The organism is Streptomyces sp. NPDC031466 (assembly GCF_055581265.1).
The window spans coordinates 225,564-250,341 of sequence record NZ_JBVIJT010000009.1 but is presented as its reverse complement, the minus strand read 5'-3'; the positions used below and the strand labels follow the sequence as shown (position 1 = coordinate 250,341).

21 protein-coding genes and 2 pseudogenes are annotated in these 24,778 nt (G+C 71.9%); 10 read left to right on the top strand and 13 right to left on the bottom strand.

Going from position 1 to position 24,778, the window contains the following annotated elements; all coding sequences use genetic code 11:
- Positions 1–40 precede the first annotated feature (40 nt).
- On the bottom strand, positions 41–1,051 hold the full coding sequence (locus ACZ5GP_RS23680; RefSeq protein WP_468752719.1) for a GbsR/MarR family transcriptional regulator: 1,011 nt from the start codon (positions 1,049–1,051) through the stop codon (positions 41–43).
- Between the two features lie 215 nt (positions 1,052–1,266).
- Between ACZ5GP_RS23680 and ACZ5GP_RS23675 the strand changes: the two genes are divergently transcribed.
- Positions 1,267–2,373 carry a serine hydrolase domain-containing protein gene (locus tag ACZ5GP_RS23675; protein ID WP_468752718.1) on the top strand — a complete coding sequence of 369 codons (1,107 nt, stop codon included), beginning with the start codon at positions 1,267–1,269 and terminating at the stop codon, positions 2,371–2,373.
- 112 nt (positions 2,374–2,485) lie between these two features.
- On the opposite strand, the gene ACZ5GP_RS23670 is transcribed toward ACZ5GP_RS23675, so the two are convergent.
- Positions 2,486–3,463: a beta-ketoacyl-ACP synthase III gene (locus tag ACZ5GP_RS23670; protein WP_468752878.1), complete on the bottom strand. Its 978-nt coding sequence runs from the start codon at positions 3,461–3,463 to the stop codon at positions 2,486–2,488.
- Here ACZ5GP_RS23670 and ACZ5GP_RS23665 point away from each other — a divergent pair.
- A pseudogene (locus ACZ5GP_RS23665) lies at positions 3,375–3,803 on the top strand (TetR family transcriptional regulator C-terminal domain-containing protein); the annotation flags it as partial. The gene ACZ5GP_RS23670 and the pseudogene ACZ5GP_RS23665 sit on opposite strands and share 89 nt — an antisense overlap.
- 96 nt (positions 3,804–3,899) lie before the next feature.
- Here the strand turns inward: ACZ5GP_RS23665 and ACZ5GP_RS23660 are convergent.
- Positions 3,900–4,649, bottom strand: a complete 750-nt coding sequence (locus tag ACZ5GP_RS23660) for a response regulator (protein WP_468752877.1) — start codon at positions 4,647–4,649, stop codon at positions 3,900–3,902.
- 80 nt (positions 4,650–4,729) lie between these two features.
- Positions 4,730–6,775, bottom strand: coding sequence for a sensor histidine kinase (locus ACZ5GP_RS23655; RefSeq protein ID WP_468752717.1), 2,046 nt, complete (start codon positions 6,773–6,775; stop codon positions 4,730–4,732).
- 150 nt (positions 6,776–6,925) lie between these two features.
- On the opposite strand from ACZ5GP_RS23655, the gene ACZ5GP_RS23650 reads away from it, so the two are divergent.
- Positions 6,926–8,065, top strand: coding sequence for a lysostaphin resistance A-like protein (locus tag ACZ5GP_RS23650; protein WP_468752716.1), 1,140 nt, complete (start codon positions 6,926–6,928; stop codon positions 8,063–8,065).
- A 143-nt stretch (positions 8,066–8,208) separates the two neighbouring features.
- Here ACZ5GP_RS23650 and ACZ5GP_RS23645 read toward each other — a convergent pair whose 3' ends face one another.
- A complete protein-coding gene (locus ACZ5GP_RS23645) occupies positions 8,209–8,700 on the bottom strand; it encodes a hypothetical protein (protein WP_468752715.1) in 492 nt (163 codons plus the stop codon).
- Positions 8,701–8,922: 222 nt separating this feature from the next.
- On the opposite strand from ACZ5GP_RS23645, the gene ACZ5GP_RS23640 reads away from it, so the two are divergent.
- The gene (locus ACZ5GP_RS23640; RefSeq protein ID WP_468752714.1) at positions 8,923–11,034 is read left to right on the top strand and encodes a GTP-binding protein; all 2,112 of its coding nucleotides are present in this window, start codon (positions 8,923–8,925) and stop codon (positions 11,032–11,034) included.
- Positions 11,035–11,054: 20 nt separating this feature from the next.
- On the opposite strand, the gene ACZ5GP_RS23635 is transcribed toward ACZ5GP_RS23640, so the two are convergent.
- The 6 genes and pseudogenes from ACZ5GP_RS23635 to ACZ5GP_RS23610 all read right to left on the bottom strand — a co-directional run bounded on the left by ACZ5GP_RS23635 (position 11,055) and on the right by ACZ5GP_RS23610 (position 18,463).
- The gene (locus ACZ5GP_RS23635; protein WP_468752876.1) at positions 11,055–11,987 is read right to left on the bottom strand and encodes a nuclear transport factor 2 family protein; all 933 of its coding nucleotides are present in this window, start codon (positions 11,985–11,987) and stop codon (positions 11,055–11,057) included.
- A 279-nt stretch (positions 11,988–12,266) separates the two neighbouring features.
- Positions 12,267–12,896, bottom strand: coding sequence for an HAD family hydrolase (locus tag ACZ5GP_RS23630; RefSeq protein WP_468752713.1), 630 nt, complete (start codon positions 12,894–12,896; stop codon positions 12,267–12,269).
- Positions 12,897–13,042: 146 nt separating this feature from the next.
- The gene (locus ACZ5GP_RS23625) at positions 13,043–13,726 is read right to left on the bottom strand and encodes a hypothetical protein (RefSeq protein WP_468752712.1); all 684 of its coding nucleotides are present in this window, start codon (positions 13,724–13,726) and stop codon (positions 13,043–13,045) included.
- 656 nt (positions 13,727–14,382) lie between these two features.
- Positions 14,383–14,742: pseudogene (locus tag ACZ5GP_RS23620) on the bottom strand (GNAT family N-acetyltransferase); the annotation flags it as partial.
- 1,125 nt (positions 14,743–15,867) lie between these two features.
- Positions 15,868–16,944, bottom strand: coding sequence for a family 2 encapsulin nanocompartment cargo protein polyprenyl transferase (locus ACZ5GP_RS23615; protein ID WP_468752875.1), 1,077 nt, complete (start codon positions 16,942–16,944; stop codon positions 15,868–15,870).
- 112 nt (positions 16,945–17,056) lie between these two features.
- A complete protein-coding gene (locus tag ACZ5GP_RS23610; protein WP_468752711.1) occupies positions 17,057–18,463 on the bottom strand; it encodes a family 2B encapsulin nanocompartment shell protein in 1,407 nt (468 codons plus the stop codon).
- Positions 18,464–18,712: 249 nt separating this feature from the next.
- On the opposite strand from ACZ5GP_RS23610, the gene ACZ5GP_RS23605 reads away from it, so the two are divergent.
- The 3 genes from ACZ5GP_RS23605 (at position 18,713) to ACZ5GP_RS23595 (ending at position 20,702) form a co-directional block, all read left to right on the top strand.
- A complete protein-coding gene (locus tag ACZ5GP_RS23605; RefSeq protein ID WP_358582550.1) occupies positions 18,713–18,949 on the top strand; it encodes a hypothetical protein in 237 nt (78 codons plus the stop codon).
- A 140-nt stretch (positions 18,950–19,089) separates the two neighbouring features.
- Complete coding sequence (locus ACZ5GP_RS23600) at positions 19,090–19,680, top strand: N-acetylmuramoyl-L-alanine amidase (RefSeq protein WP_468752710.1); 591 nt, start codon at positions 19,090–19,092, stop codon at positions 19,678–19,680.
- An 80-nt stretch (positions 19,681–19,760) separates the two neighbouring features.
- On the top strand, positions 19,761–20,702 hold the full coding sequence (locus ACZ5GP_RS23595) for a 1-aminocyclopropane-1-carboxylate deaminase/D-cysteine desulfhydrase (RefSeq protein WP_468752709.1): 942 nt from the start codon (positions 19,761–19,763) through the stop codon (positions 20,700–20,702).
- On the opposite strand, the gene ACZ5GP_RS23590 is transcribed toward ACZ5GP_RS23595, so the two are convergent.
- Positions 20,681–22,279 (bottom strand): Na+/H+ antiporter, encoded by a 1,599-nt coding sequence (locus ACZ5GP_RS23590; protein ID WP_468752708.1) that lies wholly within the window; start codon positions 22,277–22,279, stop codon positions 20,681–20,683. The genes ACZ5GP_RS23595 and ACZ5GP_RS23590 overlap by 22 nt on opposite strands.
- A 46-nt stretch (positions 22,280–22,325) precedes the next feature.
- On the opposite strand from ACZ5GP_RS23590, the gene ACZ5GP_RS23585 reads away from it, so the two are divergent.
- From ACZ5GP_RS23585 to ACZ5GP_RS23575, 3 genes are all read left to right on the top strand, one after another.
- Positions 22,326–22,586 (top strand): UBP-type zinc finger domain-containing protein, encoded by a 261-nt coding sequence (locus ACZ5GP_RS23585; protein ID WP_358582562.1) that lies wholly within the window; start codon positions 22,326–22,328, stop codon positions 22,584–22,586.
- Positions 22,587–22,833: 247 nt separating this feature from the next.
- Positions 22,834–23,247 (top strand): ATP-binding protein, encoded by a 414-nt coding sequence (locus tag ACZ5GP_RS23580; RefSeq protein ID WP_030780840.1) that lies wholly within the window; start codon positions 22,834–22,836, stop codon positions 23,245–23,247.
- The gene (locus tag ACZ5GP_RS23575; protein ID WP_468752707.1) at positions 23,244–24,272 is read left to right on the top strand and encodes an RNA polymerase sigma factor SigF; all 1,029 of its coding nucleotides are present in this window, start codon (positions 23,244–23,246) and stop codon (positions 24,270–24,272) included. Before ACZ5GP_RS23580 ends, ACZ5GP_RS23575 begins: the two co-directional genes overlap by 4 nt.
- A gap of 3 nt (positions 24,273–24,275) precedes the next feature.
- Here ACZ5GP_RS23575 and ACZ5GP_RS23570 read toward each other — a convergent pair whose 3' ends face one another.
- Positions 24,276–24,734, bottom strand: coding sequence for a hypothetical protein (locus ACZ5GP_RS23570; RefSeq protein ID WP_468752706.1), 459 nt, complete (start codon positions 24,732–24,734; stop codon positions 24,276–24,278).
- Positions 24,735–24,778: the final 44 nt, after the last annotated feature.

Here is a 24,778-nt window from a genome sequence, read left to right as displayed (position 1 = left end):
GGCCCAGCAGGCCACCGGGCGACGACGAGCTCGCTGTGGTCTACACCGGCGACCTGGACGCCGTCTTCGTAGGCGGCTGGTCGGGTTCGTCCTGAGCCCCGCATGTGCGTCCTCCCGGCGGCCGGACAAGAGCCGTGCGCTGGGCAGGAGTGAGCCTGCCGTGCTGGGCCGTGACCAGGTGTGCGCCGGAAGGTGTGTGCTGCAGCGTCAACGGGCCACACACTTCGGGCTGCTGCTCGGCGGCTTCGACGGCGGTGGCTGCGCGCGCCTCCGGCCAACCCAGAGCGGCAGCGAGTTCACCGGTCGTGAGGGGCCGGGCCGCGTGGAGGAGCGCGGCAAGTACGGTCACAGCGTCATCGAGGACCACAGCCGACCTGCCGGTCATGTCCCGGTGGATTCCGTCGAAGAAGGCACGCATTGCCTCAAGCCGTGCGCCTGCCGGGGTGCTGAGGCCGAATAGTTCAGCACCCTCTCGGGCGGTCTCGGCCCACGCCTCGTTCTGCTGCGCACTGGTCAGCCAGGCGCGGAGCCAGACGTCGTCGTCGATGACGTAGCGCTCGCGGCGCAGACCGGGCTCGTGCTCGCGTCTGAGGACGTCGAGCCCGTCGAGGTACCCCACAGCCTTGGACACCGAGGCCGGGCTGCACCGCAGCCGTTGGGCGAGTTCGGCAGCCGTCCGCGCACCGGAGGGCGCCGTCACCAGGCAGGCCAGCACCCTGGCGGCCGTGCGGGGCAGTCCGGTCGCGATCATCATCGTCGCGACCCTGTCCTCGTAGGCGCGGATGGCGGCGGGGTCCCGCCCGTATGTGGCCTCGGAGTCGGCGGCCGGTGGCGCCGCAGGCCGAGGCGGCCGGTTGCGCCGCTGCCAGGCGACGGCCCGGTCGGCGTGTTCCGCGCGGTAGCCGCCGGGCCCGCCGTTGCGGGCAACCTCCCGGCTGATGGTCGAGGTCGGCCGTCCCAGTCGTCGGGCGATCACGGCGTACGGCAGGTCTTCGGCCAGGCCCGCCTCGATGTTCCTGCGGTCCTCCGCACTGAGCCTTCCGCCGCCCATGCCCGCCCTCCCACCCGTGAGCACTGCGGACCAGCCGGATGCGACCGCCTCCGGACGCCCGTGTCCGTGCGTTGCGTTGCGTTAACCGTCAGCGGCAACGCTACAAGATCCGGAAAACTCCCTGGTTCCCTTACTTCCCAACGCTTGTACCACTTTCGCGGACACGGTCAGGACGTAGCTTTCGCGTATCGCGAAAGTGGAAACAGGGGGTTCAGATGGAAGACACCACGCCCACGGCACACCTCACCCGCAAGGGCCATGACGCTGCCCGGCGTGTGCTCGACCGAGCGGTGCGGGAAGGAGGGGTGCCAGGAGTCGTCACTCGGGTCCGCGACGGCGGCGGGCACTGGTTCGGGACCGCGGGCGTCGCCGACACGCGGACCCGGCGGGCGCGCGGGCACGAGGACCGGTTCCGGATCGGCAGCATCACCAAGACCTTCACCGCCACCGTGGTCCTGCAACTCGTGGCCGAGGGCCGGTTGGCTCTGGAGGACACGGTGGAGCAGTGGCTGCCGGGCGTGGTCACCGGGAACGGGCACGACGGCTCCATGATCACAGTGCGGCAGCTCCTCAACCACACCAGCGGGGTCTTCAACCACACCCACGACCAGCCGGCGCTCCGCACACAGGAGAGCTACACCCCCGAAGACCTCGTGGCCATCGCCATGTCGCATCCGGCCGACTTCCCGGCGGGCACGGGCTGGGCGTACTCCAACACGAACTACGTCCTTGCCGGGATGATCGTCGAGCGGGCGACCGGCCTCACGCTCGCCGACGAGATCGCCGCCCGCCTCGTCCGCCCGCTCGGCCTGACGGGAACCTCCCTGCCGCGCAGCCCCGATGCCACACTCCCCGAACCACATGCGACCCACTACACCCGGCTGTTCTCGCCCGACCCGGACGCCACGGTCCACGACGCCACGGAGTGGGAGGTGTCTCCGTTCGGCGCGGCGGGCGCCATGATCTCCACCGTCGACGACCTCGCCCGATTCTTCGCCGCCCTGCTCGCAGGACGCCTCCTGCGCCCGGAGCAGCAGCGCGAGTTGCTCGCCACGGTCCCGACGGAGAACTGGCTGCCCGCTTCCACGTACGGTCTCGGAATGTCCCGCCTGACCCTGCCCTCCGGAGTGCAGGTCTGGGGCATGGGCGGCGCGATCTTCGGCTCCTGGTCGTACGTCTACGGCACGTTTGACGGTACCCACCTGCTCGCGGCGAACATCAACTCCGACTGGACAGACGGGTGCTGGGAGGACCACGTCGGCATCTTCACCGACCTCCTGGAGGCCGAGTTCAGCCGCACTGCCGACTCCGGCACTGCATAAGGCGACGAGGCGGGTCCGTTCGTACACGGGCTGCTCGGATCGAGCCACAGCGCCTCGCAGACGGCGGACAGTTCGCAGCGGGCGTCCCTGTGGCACCGCCGGGGCTCTCGAGTCAGGGGCACGTGACGACCTGTCCGGCCCAGGACAGGCCACCGCCGAAGGCGAGCAGCAGGACCGGGGCGCCGGGTGCGAGTTCGCCGCGCTCGGTGAGCTTGGACAGGGCGAGCGGCACGGACGCGGCGGACGTGTTGCCCGACTCGGTGACGTCGCGAGCGATCACTACGCTTTCGGGAAGGTCGAGCCGGCGCACAACGGCGTCAACGATGCGCAGGTTGGCCTGGTGGGTGACGACACCCGCCAGGTCGCCCGGCGCCAGACCCGCACGCGCACAGGCTTCGCGGGCGATGGCGGGAAGTTCGCCGGTGGCCCACCGGAATACCGTCTGGCCTTCCTGGGCAAAGCGGGGGTGCCAGTCGTCGACCAGGCGGACAGCATCCCCCCGGGACGGGTCGGAGCCCCATACGACCGGGCCGATCCCTCCGGCGTCAGCGGCGCTGAGCACGGCAGCGCCCGCCCCGTCACCGAGCAGCACACAGGTACGCCGGTCGGTCCAGTCGGTGACGTCGGACATCTTCTCGGCACCGATGACCAGTGCATGCCGGGCGGCGCCCGCACGGATGGAGTGCTCGGCGCAGGCGAGCGCGGTACAGAAGCCCGCGCAGCCGTTGTTGAGGTCGAAGGCCACCGGGGACGGCAGGCCCAGGCGTTCCGCCACCTGGGCGGCGATGGAGGGACAGCGGTCGACCGCCGTACACGTCGCTACGACGACGAGTCCGATGTCGGAGGGCCCAAGACCGGACGCGGCCAGCGCCTTGCCGGCGGCCGCGGACGCCATGTCGGTGACGGATTCGTCCGAAGCGGCGATGCGGCGGGTGGCGATGCCGGTACGGCGCCGGATCCATTCGTCACTGGTGTCGACCAGGGCGGACAGGTCGTCGTTGGAGGCGCTCCAGCTGGCGACCCTGGAGGGGGCCGCCGCAGCCTTCTCCCGTCTGGTGTGGGAGCCGGCAGCGCACGAGACGCCGGGCATGCCTCGCCTGCGGGCCGTCTGCGACACCTGGATCTCCTACCTGGAGACCGAGCGGGACGTCTTCCCCGGCGGCTGCCTCTTCACCACCGCCTCCGTCGAGTTCGACGCCCGCCACGGCCTCGTCCACGATGCGGTGGCCCGCCTGCTCCAGGTCTGGCGCCACCGTCTTGCCGCTGAGGTGCGTATCGCCGTCGCTGCGGGCGATCTGCCGACGGACACCGACCCGGAACAGGTCGCCTACGAGTTGGTGGGTCTCTACATGGCCCTGAACCAAGAGATCCAGCTCTTCGCACACCCCATGGCGGCGGCCCGCACCCGCCGAGCCGTGAACCGGCTGCTCGGCCAACCGTATGAATCCGGCCAGGACTGCGCAGTACGGCCAGGGTGCACTCCTACGTCTCCCCCAGTGCGCACACGGTCCGCAGGACGCCCGGCGTCATCCGGTCCGGCGGGGGCGGGCCAGGCCCAGGTCGTACGCGAGGATCGTCGCCTGGACCCGGTCGCGCAGGCCCAACTTGCCCAGCAGGGCGTTGACATGCGACTTCACCGTGCCGGTGGTCACGCCCAGGGTGTCGGCTATCTCCGCGTTGGTGTGGCCCGCCGCCACCAGCGTCAGGACCTCGCGTTCGCGGGGCGTGAGGGACGCCGGCAGCCGGGGGTCCGGTGCGGGGGCCGTGTCGGCGAAGGCGTCGATCAGGCGGCGTGTGACCGTGGGCGCCAGCATCGCCTCCCCCGACGCCACGACGCGGATGCCCGCCAGGAGTTCCTCGGGCAGCGCGTCCTTGAGCAGGAAGCCGGAGGCCCCGGCGCGCAGGGCGTCATGGACGTACGCGTCCTGATCGAAGGTGGTCAGGACCAGGACGCGGACGCGAGGGGTCCCCTTCCCGGCGGTTCCGGCGGTCGCGGCGGTCGTGGCGGTCGTGGCGGCCCCCGTGTGCCCGGGCTCTTCGGCGTGCCCGCCCTCCCCGCCGGGTCCGAGGAGCAGCCGCGTGGCCGTCAGGCCGTCCATGCCCGGCATGCGGATGTCCATCAGGACGACGTCCGGCCGGACCTCCGGTGCCAGCCGCACGGCCTCGGCCCCGTCCCGCGCCTCCGCCACCACGTGCAGGTCCGGCTCCGCGTCGATGATCGCCGCGAATCCGGCGCGTACGACGGCCTGGTCGTCGACGACCATCACGCGGATCATTCCGGCGCCGGGCGCCTCGGGCGCCTCGGCGTGGCGCGGTTCCGGCTCGACGGGTCCGCGTCCAGGTTCGGTGTGCATGTTCACGGTGCTGATGGGGTTACCTCCTTCGGGGCCCCGGGGGCCGTACGGGGGCCCGGTGGCGGATGGTCGGGGCGGTGTGGTTCTCGTACGCCGTCGGGGGCCGACGCCGCTCTCAGCGTGCCCAGCAGTTCCCGCATCGACGACAGTCCCGCCCGTGCCTCCTCCGTCACGCCCTTGAGGTCACCGGCCTCCGCCCGCGCGATCACCCCGCCCGCGTGCCGCACCACTTCACCGCGCAGCTCCACCGCGATGCGGCGGCGCTCCTCGTACGCCGCGAGGACCGCCGCACGGACCGTTGCCGCGAGCGCGTGGTCCTCGTGGGCCCTGACGCGTTCGCGGCGGGCGCCGACCACCGCGCCGATGCCCCAGGGGGCGGCCAGGAGGAGGAAGAAGGCCACGGCGAGCAGCCCGGCCAGGAAGGCGATCAGGCCGAAGCCGCCGTCCTTCTCCACGTCCGCGATGCCGTCGGCCGCCGCCAGGGCGAGCGCCGACAGGGACAGGCCGGCCGCCCCGGCCGCCATGGCGGGCCAGGTGACGCGCGCCGGGCCCGCGAACGCGCCGACCGCGTGCACGGCCACGCATTCCGCGAGGGCACCCGTCGTCACCAGGCACAGGGCCACCGCCGGCGGCAGCAGCCCGAAGGCGAGCCCGAGCGGCGCGAGCCAGGCCGTGGCCAGGACCGCGACGAGGACCGCCCAGGGCGCCCGGCGCCGCCACAGCAGCGGCAGCGCGTGCGCGACGGCGGGTCCACAGGCCAGGGCGGTGGCCGCGGGGCTCTCCGCGAGGACCGCGAAGAGCGGGAGCGCGGCGACGGCGAGGGTCACCGCCCCGTCGGCCGGGTCCAGGCCGCGCAGGACCCGCCGGCGCGAGGAGTGGTGCGGCACGGTGAAGCGGTGCGGCAACCGTGCGCGCACGGACCAGCCGGGCGCGTGCGGGCGGGGTCCGGCCTCCAGCGTTCCGCCGAGCACGGCCGCACGCTCCCGCATGCCCGCGGTGCCCCGGCCGGAGCCGAGTCCCTGCCGCGCGCCCGAGGACGCCGAGGCCCCTTCGTTCCCCGTCGGCCCGTCGTCGGTCACCGTCAGTTCGACCGCGCCGTCCCGTTCCAGGACGCGGATCCGTACGCGCACGGCGGCACCGGGGGCGTAGCGCAGCGCGTTGGTGAGGGCTTCGCGGACGATGCCGAAGGCCGCGTCGGCGACGGCGCCCGTCAGGGCCGCGAGGTCCGGGGCCACGTCCACGGCCGGGCGCAGGCCGAGACGCGCGAAACCGGCGGCGAGTTCACCCACTCGCTCCTCGATGCCGCTCTCCTCGTCCGCCGCCGACGTCCGCATCATCGCGACCAGGCGGTCCAGCGCCGTCAGCGTCTCGCGTCCGCTGTCCGCCGCGAACTCCAACGCCTGTGGCGTCAGTTCGGGCCTGCGGTCGGCGAGCCGCAGCGCGGTCTCGGCGGTGACCACGACGGAGGTGAGGTGGTGGGCGCCGACGTCGTGGAGTTCGCGGGCGAGGCGTTGGCGTTCGGTGGTCGCGGCGCGGCCCCGCTCGGCCTCCGCGCGCGCGAGTTCCCGCGCGGCGGCCCGGCGCCCCGCGAGCCAGTGGCGGCGGCTGCGGCCGAGGCCCGCGACGGCCAGGAAGACCGCGCAGTTCACCAGGATCTCGCCGCCGATCTCGACCGCGGAGTCGAGCTGCACCGTCCCTCGGACGCTCGCGGAGACGGTCAGGGCCGCCCCGGCCACGACAGCCGTGCGCGGCGGACAGCGCACCATCACGGAGTACAGCGCGACCAGCGCGCTCAACTCGTGCAGCAGCGTCGCGTCCTCGGGGAGGAGCGACCCGGCGGCCAGCACCGCCTCCACGGCCAGCGCGGCGGCGACCGGCCTGCGGCGGCGCAGGGCGAGCGCTGCGGTGATCGCGACGGCGGCGACCGACGCCCCGACGAGCTGGACACCCCCGACATGCCCGCCGTCGCGCAGCACGCGGCCGGGCCAGTAGGCCAGCTGCTGGACCGCCAGCAGAACGGGCAGCAGCCAGTTGCGTATCCCCTCCATATTGGCCTCGATGATACGGAGGAGCTGGACTGAGCAGGGGCTTCGCCTTGATGGGGGGCTACGGGCAGCACCCGGCTCTATCTCTGGTTGGAGACCGCGATCGTACGGGCGGACGACGAAAGGGAGCCGTACGACCGGGATGCTGAGGACATGACCAAGCCGACCCCGGCCGCCTCCGCACCGGCCTCGCCCTCTCCTCCACCCCCCGCACCTGCCGCGCCCCCGCACGCCAACCCGTACGGCCACGACTACGTCCAAGGACAAGGACACGGACAAGGGCACGGGCACGGACACAGCTATGGCTACGGCTACCTCTCGTACCCCTTGCAAGCGCCGCCCCCGCCTCCGCCACCCCTCCCCTATCACCGCCTCGCCCTGATCACCGGACGTCACCGCTGGTGGCGGCCCCTCGTAGGGACCGCGCTGGTGCTGGTCGGCGGGATGGCCGCCCTCCTGCTGGTGCTGCTCGGCGCGGAGACGGCGGGCGCGCTGCTGCACCGGCCGGTCGACGCCGACGGGTTCCGCGTGTGGGGCGGCGTCGCGGAGACGGGCCTGGGGCTGCTCTCCCTCGCCGTGCTGACACCCGTGGCGTTCCTCGCCGCCCGCTGGGCCCAGCGGCGGCCGGCCGGGACGCTGTCGTCGGTCGCCGGGCGGCTGCGGTGGGGCTGGCTCGGGCGGTGCCTGACGATGGGGCTGCCCCTGGTCGTGGGGGCCTTCGGCGTCATGATGCTGCTGCCCACTCCCGCCGGCGGCGGCACGGACGACGTGGAGTGGGTCGGCCTCCCGGACTTCCTGCTGGGCGTCGCGATGGTCTGCGTCCTGGTGCCGTTCCAGGCGGCGGCCGAGGAGTACGTGTTCCGGGGCTGGCTCACCCAGGCGGTCGGCGCCTGGTTCCGCTCGCCATGGGTGGCGATCCTGCCGCAGGCGCCCCTGTTCGCCGCCGCGCACGGCTGGGGCACGCCGTGGGGCTTCGCGGACCTGGTGGTGTTCGGCCTGGTGGCGGGCGCACTGACGGTACGTACGGGCGGCCTTGAGGCGGCCATCGGCCTGCACGCGCTCAACAACCTGCTCGCGATGGGGGTTTCGGCGGGGATCGTCGGCGCGCTCGCTTCCGACGAGACGGCCGCCGACATGGACTGGATGTCGGTCGCCGTCGACCTCGTGATGCTCTGCGGATACGCGGCACTGGTGCTGAGGGTGGCGGGCCGCCGCGGGATCGAGACGCTGAGCGCGGGAACGCCCGTGGACGGTCCGGGGACGGTCCCACCGGCGGCGGGGCCGGCTTCCTGAACGGCCGGCCCCGCACACGAGCCCCGCACACGAGCTTGCGCAGGACACGCGGGCCCCCACTGGGCCCCGCCGCCGACTACGAGGAGCAGGCCCTCACGGGCGAGGCAGCGGCTGCCCCACCCGAGGACCGGGGCGGCCGCCCCTCACTTCAGGAGGTACTCGCAGAGCGACTTCTTCGCCTTGCCGCCCTTGTTGTCCGCGACCTTCTTGCCGTCGACCTTGATGACACACGGCGCCGCGCTCAGCATCCCGTCGCTGCCCTTCGTCGAGCCGGGTACGACGGACACCGTGTGGCCGACCTTGAACTCCGCGCCCTGCAGGGTGACATCGGCCGTCTTCTTCCACGGCAGGTCGACCTGCTCCATGTGGTTGGTGTCGGAGACGTACATGATCTGCGTCGAGCCGGTGCCGCCCACCTCGAAGGTCACCTCGTACGTGGCCTTCTTGCCCTGGCCGCCCCCGCCCGAACCACCACCCGACCCCGAGTCCGAGTCCGCCTTCGCCGGCGCCTCGGCCGCGGTCCCGCCCTTCTTGGCGGACCCCCCGCCGGACCCCTTGCTCTTGTCCGAACCGCCGCAGCCCGTCAGCAGGGCGAGGGCCGCTATCAGGGCGACTCCGGTGACCGTCTTGCGCATTCTTGAACACTCCCGTTTCGGAAACTGCCGTGCGCGCGTACTAAACCACCTGCCGCATGACAGCGCTTAACCAGTTGCCGTGCTCCGCGGCCGCCTGCTGCACTGGTGAAAGCCGGTAAGAGGCCGGCGCGGTCGAGCAAGTCGAGCAAGGAGAAGAAATGCGGCGTTCGTTCATGTCCCGCCCCGAAGGAAGTCACCTCTCCTCAAAGGACATGACGGTACGTGCACTCATCTGCTCCGCGCACACTGAACCTGGGCATTCTGGCCCACATCGACGCCGGTAAGACCAGTCTGACCGAGCGGCTCCTGCACGCCGCCGGTGTCATCGACGAGGTGGGCCGCGTCGACGACGGAAACACCCGGACCGATTCGCTCGCCCTGGAGCGGCAACGCGGCATCACGATCAAATCCGCGGTCGTCTCCTTCACCATCGCCGCCCCCGAAGGGGCCACGCCGGACGACGGTGTCGCCGTCAACCTCATCGACACCCCCGGGCACCCGGACTTCATCGCCGAGGTGGAACGGGTCCTGAGCGTGCTCGACGGTGCCGTGCTCGTGGTCTCCGCCGTGGAGGGCGTCCAGGCGCAGACCCGCGTGCTGCTGCGCACCCTGCGGCGGCTGCGCATCCCCACGCTGATCTTCGTGAACAAGACGGACCGCGCCGGCGCCCGGTACGACGGTGTCCTCCGGCACATCGCCGAGCGGCTCACCCCCGACATCGTCCCGATGGGCTCGGTGTCCGCCCTCGGCACGCGCGCGGCCCGCTGCACGCCGTTCACGGCCGAGAACGCCGAGGTCCACGGCTTCACCACCCGTCTGACCGAGCTGCTCGCCGGGCACGACGACGCCCTGCTCTCCGCGTACGTCGAGGGCGCGGCGCCGCTCTCGTACGACCGCCTGCGCCGGGAACTGGCACGTCAGACGGGCCGCGCCCTCGTGCACCCCGTCTTCTTCGGCTCGGCCGTCACGGGCGTCGGGATCCGCGAACTGACGTACGGCATCCACGAGTTGCTGCCCGCGTCCGCCGGGGACGCCGAAGGCCCTCTCTCGGGACGCGTGTTCAAGGTCGAGCGCGGCACCGCCGGGGAGAAGATCGCGTACGTACGCCTCTTCTCGGGGACCGTCCGCACGCGCGACCGCCTCGACATCCGCGACGGCACGGCGCGCCGGACCGACACGGCAGGCGCGGCAGAGGTGGCAGGCGGGCCGGACCCCGGTCGCAGGGAGGGCAAGGTCACCGCCGTCACCGTCTTCGACCAGGGCACGGACGTGCGCCGCGCGGAGATCCGCGCGGGGCGGATCGGCAGGCTCTGGGGGCTCGGCGACGTCCGGATCGGCGATGTGATCGGCGTACCGCCCGAGCGAGCCGAGTCCGCGGGTCGCTTCTTCGCGCCGCCCACCCTGGAGACGGTCGTCAGCCCACTGCGCCCCACCGACCGGGCCGCCCTGCACCTCGCGCTGACCCAGCTCGCCGAGCAGGACCCGCTGATCGACCTGCGCCAGGGCCCCGTCCGCCAGGAGGTGTCGGTCTCGCTCTACGGCGAGGTGCAGAAGGAGGTCATCCAGGCGACGCTCGCCGCGGACTTCGGGCTGGACGTGTCCTTTCGCGAGACCACGACGATCTGCGTGGAGCGGGTCGTCGGCACGGGCGCCGCGTTCGAGCTCATCGACAAGGAGCCCAACCCGTTCCTCGCCACGGTCGGACTGCGCGTCGAGCCGGCGCCGGTCGGCGCCGGGGTCGAGTTCGGGCTGGGGGTCGAGCTGGGCTCGATGCCGTACGCGTTCTTCCGGGCCGTCGAGGAGACGGTCAGGCAGACCCTGCACCAGGGGCTGCACGGCTGGCGCGTCCCCGACTGCGTGATCACGATGACGCACGCCGGTTACTGGCCCCGGCAGAGCCACGCGCACGGCACCTTCGACAAGAGCATGTCGAGCACCGCCGGGGACTTCCGGAACCTGACGCCGCTGGTCCTGATGGACGCGCTGCGCGAGGCGGGCACGGTGGTCCACGAGCCGATGCACCGGTTCCGGCTCGACGTGCCGGCCGACACGGTCGGGGCGGTGCTGCCCGTCCTCGCCCGGCTGCGGGCCGTGCCGCACACACCGACGACGAGCGGAGCCTCGTACCGCCTGGAAGGAGACATTCCCGCGCAGCAGGTGCACGCGCTGGAGCAACTGCTGCCGGGACTCACGCGGGGCGAGGGCGAGTGGGAGTCCGCCTTCCACCACCACGAGCCGGTGCGCGGCGCCCCTCCCGCGCGGGAGCGGACGGACCACGACCCGCTCCACCGCAAGGAGTACCTGCTGCGGGTGGTGCGCAGGACGCCCGCCTGAGCAGCCCCTGGGGGCTTGACTCAGTCCCCGAGTGGCGGGATACGCAGGTTCCGCAGTCGCTCGGGGTCCGCGATGATGTTGATCTCCACGATCCTGCCGTCGACGACCGTGAACGACCCGATCGAGAACACCTCGCCGCCCGGAGTGGCGACCAGGCCCGGCTGACCGTTGACGAGCACGAGGTGCTGGTGGACGGCGAGGCTGGCGAACATCGCCGCCTGCCCGGCCACCGTCGCCGCGCCCCGGACGAGCTTCGACAGGCCCGAGGACAGCTCCCCGCTGTCGGCGCGCAACACGACGTCCGGGTCGAGGAGGGCGAGCAGCGCGTCGAAGTCACCGGCCTTCGTCGCCGCCATCCACGCCTCGACGACCTCGCGCTGCTTGGCGACATCCGTCTCCTGGGCGGGGGTCGATCCCTGCACGCGACGGCGGGCCCGGCTGGCCAACTGCCGGGTCGCGGCGGTCGAGCGCTCGACGATGGGCGCGATCTCCTCGAAGGGAACGGCGAACATGTCGTGCAGGACGAACGCGAGCCGCTCGGCCGGCGCGAGCGTGTCCAGCACGACGAGCAGGGCGAGGCCCACGGAGTCGGCGAGCAGCACCTCCTGCTCGGGGTCGACCACGTCGACGCGGCTCACGACCGGGTCCGGCACATGCGTCTCCAGGGAGACGTCGAGGGAGTCCTCGCGCCGGGACTGCCGGGAGCGCAGCAGGTCCAGGCAGACCCTGCCGACGACGGTCGTCAGCCAGCCGCCGAGGTTCCGCACCTCACCGGCACCGGCCTCGTCACCCGCGCCGACGCCCTCGCGGGTGGCCGCGTGCTCGCTGGTGCCTGCCTTCCCGGCGGCCGGCCTCCCGACGGCCGCCTTCCCGACGGCCGCCTTCTCGGTGCGGCTGAGCCGGAACCACGCCTCCTGCACGGCGTCCTCGGACTCGCTCAGCGAACCGAGCATGCGGTACGCGACCGCGTTCAGCCGGGGCCGGTGCTCCTCGAAGCGGGCGGCAAGGCTGTCCTCGGCCGCCTGCCCCGCCTGGCCGGCCTGGCCCACCTGAGCCGCGTGGCCCACCTGAGCCGCCTTGGCCGATGCGTCCTCGATCATCTCTGTCACATTCTTCCGTCGCGATCCGTCATAGCTGTGACCGAGCTTCCCCACCCCGACGCCACACCCGAGAAGAACAGTAATGAACGTCCGTACGCGTCTACGGGCAGCCCCGACGGCCGCCCGAGGCGCTCAGAGCAGGGGACCCAACGCCTCGCGCAGATCGGCGGGTTCGCGGAACAGTACGGCGGGCATGCCCAACGCTTGTGCCGCCGCCACGTTCTCCTGACGGTCGTCCACGAAGAGGCAGCGGCCCGCGGCGACTCCGGAGCGCTCGACCGCGGCGCGGTAGATACGGGGGTCCGGCTTGGTCACGCCGAGGTCGGCGCTGCTGATGACGTCGTCGAAGAGCCCGGCCGGGCCGGTGAGGCCGAGCAGAGCCAGGTCGTCGGCCAGCCACGGCGTCGCGTTCGTCACCAGGAGCACCGGCAGCCCCGCCGCACGGACCTTCCGGAGCATCTCCACCACCGCCTCGTCGGCATGGAACCCGGTGGCGGCCAGCGTCGTCCCGAGCCGCTGCCCGCGCTCCCACGGCACCCGGTCGGCGAGGCCCCGGGCGATCGAGTCGATCCACTGCCCCCTGGTGATCTCGCCGCGCATCAGCGGCAGGTCGGTCCCGGGCGCGAACGCGATCTCGGCGGTGCTGCCCCGCGGCAGCCCGAACGCGTCCTCCAGCCGCTCCAGTTCCCCCATGTCGTAGAAACGGATCACACCGTCGAGGTCACTCAGCACGGCATCGAACGTCCGGCCGGAGATCGTCATCGCACGAGTCCATCGGTCATCGCACGAATCCCTGAGTCATCGCACGTATCAAGTCGTCATCGCCTGTGCTCATCAGTCTCCGCATATGTCCATCAGCCGTCGCCCGTGTCCCACACGCGCGCCGCCCGCGCCGTGCCTCTGACCGTTTACCGTGACTTCTCACCGAGCACCTCGCGCACAGTGTCCCGCACCCGCTCCTGGTCCCTGCGTACGGCCGCGTACCGGGACTTGTTGCGGCGCAGATCCGCGCGCTGCACCTCGTCGCTGACGGCCCACCACACGCCGGCGGTGTTCAGCTCCCGCTTGCAGGTGACATCGGCGACGGCGGTCCCCAATTCGCGGCTCGTCCGGCTCGTGTTGCCGTCGTCGCGGCCCCTGCGCCATTCCTTGTCACGAAACGCGTTCATCGCACTCTCGTACGTCTTGAAGCCCTTGCCCGCGACGCAGCGCGACCAGTCCCGGTAGGCCCGGCGCACCCGCTCGTCCTCGGCGACGGCCTTGTCGAGTTTCTCCTGGCGCCCGGCCACGTACGTCCACATGCGCTCCACGTCCGCCACGCCCCTGACGAGCTGCCGTGCGCCCTCGGCGGAACAACCGCCCCCGGGGACCTCGCGGCCGTTCACCACGCGCTTGCCGCCGCCTTCCGTGCCGTGCAGCACGTCGTCCTCACGTTCCGTCGGCGCACGTCCCGTCGGCAGGATCCTCTTCAGCTCGGCCTCGGCGCGGTCCGGGTCGAAGCCATAGCCCCAGCGGCGCGCCTGGCGCAGGTCGAGCATCCCGTACGAGGGCATCGCGACCATCGTCATGGTGGTGGAGTGGGACTCGGCCATCATGGGCCCCATACCGGGTTCGAGCGGAAAGTCGTCAAACCCGAACGAGCGCATGCACCGCCGCACCACATGCGACTGGGCCCGCGCGATACGCCCACTGTCCCGCGCACTGAACTCCCTCTTCTCCAAGGGAAGCTCACGATGATCCCGCTCGGTCTTCACCCGGGGCACGCCGGGCTCCCGAGCGTACGCGGGCACGGAGCCACCGGAGCCCACACCCACGCCGGCACCGCTTCCGTACCCCACCAACACCAGCACCACCGCCGCCGCCGCTGTCGCCACCAGGGCGACCACCCCTGGCCCCCACCGCACCGTCATCGATCCCCTTCCCCGTGACCGCCGCTACCTGCTGGGGCGCTTCCCGGCCGCCGGAACTCCCTGTCGCCGCGACACGCCCGTCGTACCGCACACGGCAGCACCTGCCCGAGCCCCGGCTGACTGAGCTGGGCGGGAGTCCTCGGGGCACGAACCCCGAACACCCTGCGCCGCCGTATGACCGTACCGACCGGCTCATGGTGCCGGCCCCGACCGCAGAACCCGGGCCCTCCACTACCCATGCACACGGATCATTACCGCTCCGTCCCGCGGAGCAGCCGCCCAGCGCCCGGGACCACCTCCCCGCAGCCGTGTGCCGTCCCGTCCGCTTCCTCACGACGTCAGCCCGTCGCCCCCGGCTCCCGCCACATGGGCCACATCCGCGGCCCGTCCGGCAGATCGAGCGGCGTCCCGGTGACGGCGAACCCCAGCCGTTCGTACAGGTCGCGGCTCCGCGCGTTGCTCGCCTCCAGATAGGCGTGCAGGCCGTCCCGATCACACCGTTCGAGAACGGCGGTGATCAGCGCCGTACCGAGCCCCTCCCCCTGTCGCCCTGGCCGCACGGCGATCATGTGCAGGTATTCATGCGCCCGGTCAGTGGGATGCGCCGCGTCCGTCATCCGCCCGATCAACTCGACCCGCTCGTTCTCCGGATCGACCGCCCGCCGCAACAACGCGGGCCCATCCGCCTCACCGCCCCCGCATTCCCCATCACCCCCGGCAGCTTCCACAGGGAGACCCGGCCCCCGGTCCGAGGCAGCGACTGGCGCGACGCCCGAGGCAGGGGCCGGGGTGAGGCCTGAGGCAGGGGCCGGGGTGAGGCCCGTGGCCGAGCCGGGTGCGACGCCCGAGGCAGCGACTGGCGCGACGCCCGAGGAAGGGGCCGGGGTGAGGCCTGAGGCAGGGGCCGGGATGAGGCCCGTGCCTGAGCCGGGTGCGACGCCCGAGGCAGCGACTGGCGCGACGCCCGAGGAAGGGGCCGGGGTGAGGCCTGAGGAAGGGGCCGGGATGAGGCCCGTGGCGGAGCCGGGTGCAATGCCCGAGGCGACGGCCGTAGCGCCGCCCAGGACACCGCCCGATGTACCCACCGAGGCGCCGGCCGAGACGCCCTCCGGCCTGGCCCGCTCGGCAGGGCCCTCCAGCGTGCCGGGTGCTGAGGCACCCCCGGGCCTGCCCCGCTCCGAGGCGCCCGCCCGCACGGCCCCCTCAGAGACGCCCTCCGACCCCGTCCCTTCCGAAGCCGGCGCCGGGACGGACCACCACAGCGCCGCCGCGTCACCGTCCTCGGTGACCTCTACGTACCCCTCCTGGAGCGCGAGGTCGAAGAAGGCGCCCATCAACGCCCCGTGCCTGCGCCGCCGATGCTCCTCGTCAGGAAAGACCCATCTGCTGACCGGGTCCCCCATGAACGCCTCATCGAGCAACCGCACCACGTCGGCCCGGTCCCCCTCCCCGGCTCTACGGATCGCCACGCCCACAGCCAGCCCCGCCCCTCACCACTCGTCCGCATCCGACGACGCGCCGTCCCCCACACGCCTCAACTCCGCGTGTCGGCTCGCCGGTTGCAGCCTAGGTGATGGCCCCCCTGGCCACAGGAGCCCTGCGCACACCACCCGCCCCTCAGGCGGCGCGCAGCCCCCTCGCCCCTCCTCCCCCTACTCAGAACGCCCCTCAACCACCTCCCCTTCGCCACCCAGCCCAGTCCTTCACCCCTCCACGGCCCCTTCGCGTCGGACCGCCCGAGCCCCACCCGCCTTCGCCCCTCCTCCAGGCCTCGCAACCTCAGGCCCTCCCATGACCCCCCGTGCCGCCCGCCCCGGGGTGCCTCAATGCGTACGCCGCGTCACGAACTCGGCGAGTGCCAGCAACCCGCCCGCCGCCTCGGGGTCCGGCACCGCCCTCGCGAGCTGGCCTATCGCCCTCGACATCCGGTCGGCCGCGTGCACCGTGGCCCAGTCGCGTCCGCCCGCGCGCTCCACCGCGCGGGCCGCCCGCTCCAGTTCGCCCCCGCTCTCGGCGAGCGGGCCGCTGTAGAGCCCGGCGAGCTCCACCGCGGCCGGCGTACCGGAGGCGAGCGCGGCGACCACCGGCAGGGATTTCTTGCGGGCCACGAGATCGGCACCGGCGGGCTTGCCCGTGTGACCGGGGTCGCCCCAGATGCCGATGACGTCGTCGATGAGCTGAAAGGCGAGCCCGGCCTCCCTGCCGAAGCCGTCGAGCGCGTCGACCACCTCCGGCCCGGCGCCCGCGTACAGCGCCCCGAGCGCACACGCACATCCCAACAGCGCCCCGGTCTTGGCCTCGGCCGTGGCTAGGCACTCCGCGAGCGTGACCTCGTCGGGCCCGCGCCGCTCCATCGCGCAATCCGCATGCTGCCCGGCACAGAGTTCCACGACACAACGGGCGAGGCGGGCGGCCGCCGCCGGGGCCCCCGGGTGGGGGTCCTCGGCTAGCAGCCGCTGTGCCAGTGCCTGCATGGCGTCACCGACGAGGATCGCGTCGGCGTCGCCGAAGACGGTCCACGCGGTGGGCCGGTGCCTGCGTGTCGTGTCGCGGTCCATCACGTCGTCGTGCAGGAGCGTGAAGTTGTGGGTCAGCTCCACGGCCGCCGCGGCCCGGACGGCATCGGCGGGGTCCCCGCCGAGCGCCTGCACCGCGGCGAGCACGAGCGCCGGTCGGATGGCCTTGCCCGCGTTCCCCTCGGCCGGCGTGCCGTCCGCGTGCTCCCAGCCGAAGTGGTAGCGCGCGACGCGGCGCAGGGAACGGGGCAGCGAATCGACCGCCCCGCGCAGCTCGGGATCGACGTACGCGCGCGCTGCCGCGAGGATCTCCGCGGCCTCATGCCCGTCGCCGGACCCTTGCGGCCCCGCCGCCTGCGCCGGGGCCGCCGTGTCCGTTGTCATGTCCGTCATGGACTCACCCCGGAAAGGAAAGGGGACGGTGGGGGTTCCTCGGCCCATGGGCGCGTACGCAGGGGGTGTACCCAGCGCGGCGGCCATGGACACGGTCGGGGGGTCAACTCCAGCGGCCGATCTCTACGTTCTCCAGGACACCGAGCGCGTCGGGCACGAGCACGGCGGCGGAGTAGTAGGTCGAGACGAGGTACGAGATGATCGCCTGCTCGCTGATGCCCATGAACCGCACGGACAGGCTCGGCTCGATCTCGTCGGGGATGCCGCTCTGCCGCAGGCCGACGACGCCCTGCTCCTCCTCGCCCGTACGCATACAGATGATGGACGTCGTGCGGGCCTCGGTCACCGGGATCTTGTTGCACGGGAAGATCGGCACCCCGCGCCAGGTAGGGATCCTGTTGCCGGCCATGTCGATGGTCTCGGGGACGAGCCCCCGCTTGTTCAGCTCGCGGCCGAACGCGGAGATCGCGCGCGGGTGGGCGAGGAAGAGCTTGGATCCGCGCCTGCGGCTGAGCAGTTCGTCCAGGTCGTCCGGGCCGGGCACACCGTCGTGCGGCTGGATCCGCTGGTCGTACTCGCAGTTGTTCAGGAGGCCGAACTCGCGGTTGTTGATCAGCTCGTGTTCCTGGCGCTCCTTGAGCGCCTCGACAGTGAGCCGCAACTGCTGCTCGGTCTGGTTCATGGGCTGGTTGTAGAGGTCGGCCACGCGCGTGTGGATGCGCAGAACCGTCTGGGCGACGCTCAACTCGTACTCACGCGGTGACGTCTCATAGTCCACGAAGGTGCCCGGCAGCACCGCCTCGCCGACATGCCCGGCCGAGAGGTCGATGGGTGCCTCGCCGTACCTGTTGGTGCGCTGGGCGGGGATGGACCGCAGCCGCTGGAGGTGATCACGCAGCGATTCGCTGCGCTCGGCGACCTGCTCGAGATCCTGCCTCGGCAGAGTGAGCACGGTGCACGCCGTCACCGCACGCGCCGTGTACTCCCAGATGGCCTCCGAGTCCAGGAGGGCCGACTCCCCGAAATATGCGCCGTCGGCCAGTGTCCCCAGCACGGTGTCGTCCCCGTACGGGCCCGAGCCGACCTTCTCCACCCGCCCGTGCGCGAGCAGGAAGACCTCGTCCGCCTGACTCCCGAAGGAGGTCAGCATCTCCCCCGCGGCGAACTCCCGCTGCCGGCAGCGCCGCGCCAGCTCGCCCAGCGCCTCCTGGTCATCGAAGTCCCGGAGCACCGGCAGCTCGCGGAGCTCCGCCGGAATGACCTCCACATGGTCACCCGTCTGCACAAAGGTCACGCGGCCGTCACCGACCGAATAGCTCAGCCTTCGGTTCACCCGGTACGTGCCGCCCTGCACCTGCACCCACGGCAGCATCCGCAGCAACCAGCGCGAGCTGATCTCCTGCATCTGCGGTGCCGACTTGGTGGTGGTGGCCAGATTCCGCGCGGCCGATGTGCCGAGGCTCTTCTGCGGCTGCTCCGACTGCTCGCGGATCTCTTCGCCTACCGACATTGGTGTGCCCTCCCAAGTACCTGCGGTGATATGCGCACACCAGCCTCCCAGCACGGAACGTGTCGGCGCCATTACACAAACGAGCGGGAATGGATCACGGTCGAACGGGGCAGGGGGCTCTTTTCCACTCGTTCGGCGCACCCGGCTCGCCCGCACGGCGCCGGGGAACTGCAAGATCCCGGCTCCCGTTGAACACTTTGCGGGGCGTCCACCGCCCGCATCCTTCCCCTCGACCCGCAGGAGACAGCAATGGCAGGCTTCCTGGACCGCGCCAAAGAGCAGGCGCAGCGCGGCCTCACGCAAGGCAAGCAGAAGCTCGACGAGGTCCAGGAGAAGCGTGCGGGAGACGCCCTCCTGAAGAAGCTCGGCGCGGCGTACTACGCGGAGCGCCGGGGCACCGGCTCCCCCCAGGCCACCCAGCAGGCGCTGGAGGCCGTGGAATCCCACATCGCGACGCACGGGGACGCCTTCTTGCACGGCACCTGACCGGATCGGCTCGCACGCCGCCCGAACAGTCCCCCGGAGGGATTCCGAACAGCTGGTCCGATCTCGGGACCTCCGGTACAAGCAGGGCATACGAGGCGGACCGCGACAGGCGGCCGTCGCGCCCCGCAAAGGAGGCGGCCATGGCCTCACCCATGTCCGCGGGACGCTTCTTGGAGGCACTGCGAGACGAAGGCGTGACCGTCGTCGAGGTCGGCGACTGGGAGCACCACAACCGCGATCACAAGGGCCCTTGGGGCCCGGTGCACGGCGTGATGATCCACCACACCGTCACGTCGGGCAGTGAGCGCACGGTGGAGATCTGCCGCGACGGGCACCCGTCGCTGCCCGGGCCACTCTGTCACGGCGTGATCACCAAGGACGGCTGCGTGCACCTCGTCGGCTACGGCCGTGCCAACCACGCCGGGCTCGGCGACGACGAGGTGTTGCGCGCGGTCATCGCCGAGAAGCGGCTCCCTCCGGACAACGAGTCGAACACCGACGGCAACCGCCACTTCTACGGCTTCGAGTGCGAGAACCTCGGCGACGGCGAGGACCCCTGGCCCGAGGCCCAGCTGGACGCCGTCGAGAGGGTCTCGGCCGCCATCTGCCGTGTTCACGGCTGGACGGAACGCTCGGTGATCGGCCACCTGGAGTGGCAGCCCGGCAAGGTGGATCCGCGCGGTTTCACCATGGCCGAGATGCGTCGGCGCGTCGAGGAACGCCTCAAGTAGCCACCGGGAAGTCTTCCCGCCGGGCTCCTGTGCCCGACCACCCCCCTGCCGGGCGGCGTGCCGCGGGGGACAATGGCGGGGTGCACCCCACCCCGCCCGCCGGTCCGAGCCCCCGGCTCCCGTCGCCGTTGCAGCGCGTACAGGACGAACGTTTCGACGAGCGCGGCGTGCGTCTGCTGCTCAAGCGCGACGACCTGATCCACCCGGAGCTGCCGGGCAACAAGTACCGCAAGCTCGTCCTGAACCTCCGCGCCGCCGACGCGGGCCACGACACCCTGCTCACCTTCGGCGGCGCCTACTCCAACCATCTGCGCGCCACCGCGGCCGCGGGCCGCCTCCTCGGCTTCGCCACGGTCGGTGTCGTACGCGGCGACGAACTCGCCGGACGCCCTCTCAACCCGTCCCTGGCCCGGTGCCGTGCCGACGGCATGCGGCTGCGTTTCGTCGACAGGGCGACGTACCGCGCCAAGCGCGAGCCCGAAACACTCGCCGCGATCCTGCGCGATACGGGTGCGCGGTCCCCGTACGTGATTCCGGAGGGCGGCAGCAACGCCCTGGCCGTGCAAGGTTGTACGGCGCTCGGAGAGGAATTGCGCGAGCACACCGATGTGGCGGCCGTGGCCTGCGGTACCGGCGGCACCCTCGCGGGCCTGGCCGCCGGCCTGGGCCCGGACCGGCAAGCGCTCGGCATACCGGTCCTCAAGGGCGGCTTCCTGGACGCCGACATAAAAGCGCTGCAACTGGAGACGTTCGGTGCCCCGACCGGCAACTGGCGCCTGGACGACCGCTTCCACTGCGGCGGCTACGCCCGGACGCCTCCCGAGCTGCTCGCTTTCGCCGAGGACTTCGAACGCCGCCACGGCCGGGAAACAGGCCTCTCCGTAGAACACCTGTACGTCGCCAAGCTCCTCCACGCCCTGACCACCCTCTCCAAAGAGGGCGCCTTCCCGCCCGGCACCCGGGTCACCGCGGTCATCACCGGCACCGGCGACACCCCGGCTCAGTCCTCGACCTCCCGGTAGGCCGCCGCCTCCTCCAGGTCCAGTTTGCGCAGCAGCGTCCGCATCATCTCCTCGTCGATGCGCCGCTCGTCACGCATTCGCACGAACACCTCGCGCTCCGCGGCGATCGCCTCCCGCGCCAGTCGCCGATAGGTGTCGTCGGCCGACTCCCCCGTCACGGGATTGGGTTGGCCGAGCCGCTCCCACACGGAGTTGCGGCGGCGCTCCAGAACGGTGCGCAGACGGTCCTGGAGTGGCTGCGGGAGGCAGTTGCGCTCGTCCCGCATGAGGTCCTCGACGCGGGCCTCCGCGGCCTGCGAGGCGGCGTTCTGCGCCTGCGCCTCGGCGAGCGTCTGCGCCTGCGCGTCACGGCCCGGCAGCTTCAGGACACGGATCAGCCACGGCAGCGAGAGCCCCTGCACGACGAGCGTGCCGATGACGGTGGTGAAGGTCAGAAACAAGACAAGGTTGCGCGCGGGGAAGGGCTCCCCGTTCTCCATGACGAGAGGGATCGAGAAGGCGATGGCCAGGGAGACCACGCCGCGCATCCCCGCCCAGCTGACGATCAGCGGCCTGCGCCAGTCCATGTCGTCCTCGCGCTCCCGGATCCGCGCCGACAGCGCCCGTGGCAGGTAGGTGGCCGGGTAGGACCACACGAACCGCGCCGCGACGACGAGGAAGAACACCCCTGCCGCGTACCAGGCCGCCTGCCCGACGCTGTACTCCCCGAGCCCCTTGAGCACGATCGGCAGTTGCAGGCCGATGAGCGCGAAGACCGACGACTCCAGGATGAACGCGACGACCTTCCACACCGCGGCCTCCTGCAACCGCGTCTCGAAGTCCACCTGCCAGGACCGGTGCCCCAAGTAGAGGGCCACGACCACCACGGCGAGCACTCCGGAGGCGTGCACCTGTTCCGCGGCGGCGTACGCGACGAAGGGGATGAGCAGGGACAGGGTGTTCTGCAGCATCGCCTCCTTGAGGTGTGTGCGCAGCCAGTGGATCGGGACCATCAAAAGCAGGCCCACGCCGATCCCGCCGACCGCGGCGACCAGGAACTCCCGCACCCCGCCCGACCAGCTCGCGCCCTCCCCGACCGCCGCCGCGAGGGCCACCTTGTACGCGGTGATCGCGGTCGCGTCGTTCACCAGGGACTCGCCCTGGAGGATGGTGGTGATCCGTGCGGGCAGTCCCACCCTGCGGGCGACGGCGGTCGCGGCGACCGCGTCGGGCGGCGCGATCACGGCGCCGAGCACCAGGGCCGCCGTCAGCGGCAGATCGGGGATCAGCAGATACGCGAGCCAGCCGACGGCGAGCGTCGCGAACAGGACGTAGCCGACCGAGAGCAGCGCCACGGGCCTGATGTTGGCCCGCAGGTCCAGATAGGAGCTCTCCAGTGCCGCCGTGTGCAGCAAGGGGGGCAGGAGCAGCGGCAGCACGATGTGCGGGTCGAGGTGGTAGTCGGGCACTCCGGGGACGTACGAGGCGATGAGCCCGACGCCGACCAGGAGCAGCGGCGCCGGCAGGGGGGTCCTGCGTGCGGCCCCCGCCACCGCGGCGCTCGCCGCGATCAATGCCACCAGGGGCAGTACGTCCATCGGCAGACCCCTCCGCCTTCCGCTTTCCCGTCGTAACCTGGCAATCATGAACGAGTGCCAGCACGTCGCGGCGCTGCCGCACCCCGAGGTGGCCCCGCTGAGCGAAACGTGTCTCGAGTGCCTGGCGGCCGGCAGTCACCCCGTCCAGCTGCGGCTGTGTCTGGAGTGCGGCCATGTGGGCTGCTGCGACTCCTCGCCGTTCCGCCACGCCACCGCGCACTTCGAGGAGACCTCACACGCAGTGATGAGGACCTTCGAGCCGGGAGAGAGCTGGCGTTGGTGCTTCGTGGACGGTTCGATCGTCTGACGCCTGGGTACGTCAACCCGACGCCTTTTCTTTCCAATTGGGCCTGCGAAACCCCTAGCCACTGTGCGTACCCATATGCTTACTATGAGTGACAGCAACGGGGCGGGGCCCCCGGGACACGGAGCTGGGGAGCGCGGTAGCGTCACCGCATAACTACGTGGTGCGTTACCCGTGTGACGCAGTCCGGACCGCCGCTGGGCGGCGGTACCGGAACCCCGAAAGTGCTTGTACCACCTTGGAGGTGAGGGTGTCCCAGATCGCAGGCGAGCCCGGAAATCAGGACTTCGTGGAGGTCCGCCTTCCGGCTGCGGGTGCCTACCTGTCGGTGCTGCGGACGGCGACGGCCGGCCTCGCGGCGCGTTTGGACTTCACTCTCGACGAGATCGAGGACCTCCGCATCGCGGTCGACGAGGCCTGCGCGATCCTGCTCCAGCAGGCCGTGCCGGGCTCCGTGCTCAGCTGTGTCTTCCGGCTCGTCGACGACTCGTTGGAGGTGACGGTCTCGGCGCCCACGACCGACGGCCGGGCCCCGGAGCGGGACACCTTCGCCTGGACCGTGCTGTCGGCCCTCGCGGGCCAGGTGGACTCCACCGTCGCCGAGGACAACACCGTCTCGATCAGCCTCTACAAGAAGCGCGGCGCGGGACCCGGGCCGGCGTGAGGAACGGGGACGGGCCGGTGCGTGACGAAGAGCGCGGCACACAGAGTCTGCCCGCCGACGGCAGGGAGGGGGTACACCCCATGGCCACCGGGATCCCCGAACAGCAGGCCAAACCTCACCCGGAGGACCCGGGAAGCCCCGGGCCCACGACGGTGGCCGATGTGTCGGAGCAGGCAGAGCCGACCGCCAAGGAGGAGCCGAAGCGGCTCTCCGGCCGGGGCGGCGGGCGACGGGCGGGAAACATGAGCGAGCAGCACAGCCGGCACGATCCACAGGACCGAAGCGGCGCACGCGCGATGTTCATCGAGCTGCGCGGCCTGCCGAACGACAGCGTGGAGTACGCGGAACTGCGCAATCAGCTGGTCCGCATGCACCTGCCGCTCGTCGAGCACCTGGCCCGGCGCTTCCGCAACCGCGGCGAGCCCCTCGACGACCTCACCCAGGTGGCCACGATCGGCCTGATCAAGTCGGTGGACCGCTTCGACCCGGAGCGCGGCGTGGAGTTCTCCACGTACGCGACGCCGACGGTCGTCGGTGAGATCAAGCGCCACTTCCGCGACAAGGGGTGGGCGGTCCGGGTCCCCCGACGCCTCCAGGAGCTGCGGCTGTCACTGACGTCGGCCACGGCCGAGCTGTCCCAGCTGCACGGCCGCTCACCCACGGTGCACGAGCTCGCGGAGAAGCTGGCCATCTCCGAAGAGGAGGTACTGGAGGGCCTGGAGTCGGCCAACGCCTACTCCACCCTGTCGCTGGACGTCCCGGACACCGACGACGAGTCCCCGGCCGTGGCGGACACCCTGGGCGCCGAGGACGAGGCCCTGGAAGGTGTCGAGTACCGCGAATCCCTCAAGCCACTCCTGGAAGACCTTCCCCCGCGCGAGAAGCGCATCCTGCTCCTGCGCTTCTTCGGCAACATGACCCAGTCGCAGATCGCGCAGGAGGTAGGCATCTCGCAGATGCACGTCTCGCGCCTGCTCGCGCGCACCCTGGCGCAGCTGCGCGAGAAGCTTCTGGTGGAGGAGTAGCGGTTACTTCTGGCCCTGTACGTCGCCGGGGCCCCGGATGCCCAGGGCCTCGGTCGTCACGGGATGGACCAGGAGCACCAGCGAGGCGACCGCCACGACCGCGAGGGCGATCCCGGCCGGGATCGCCGCGCTGTCGGCCTGGAGCAGCTGCCAGGCCACCGGCAGGGCCATGATCTGGGTGATGATCGCGGGACCGCGGCTCCACCGGCGCAGCCTCATCAGGCCGCGGGCCGCCAGCAGCGGCAGCAGCGCGAGGACGATCAGGGTGACACCACCGGTCTCGGCCTGCCGCGGATTGTCGGGCGACCCGGCGAGCCCCATCACGAGCATGTAGATGCCCCCGGCGAGCAGGGCGAGGCCCTCCAGCGCGGTCAGGGCGGCAGCGGCGGTCAGCCGCGCGGGACGCGGGCCCGACTCGGCCGGTTCCGGGGCTTGAGGGGTGGATTTCCGCTGAGTGCTCACCCCAGCAGGGTAGCTCCGCGTAGCCGCGCACCGGCACCTCGGTC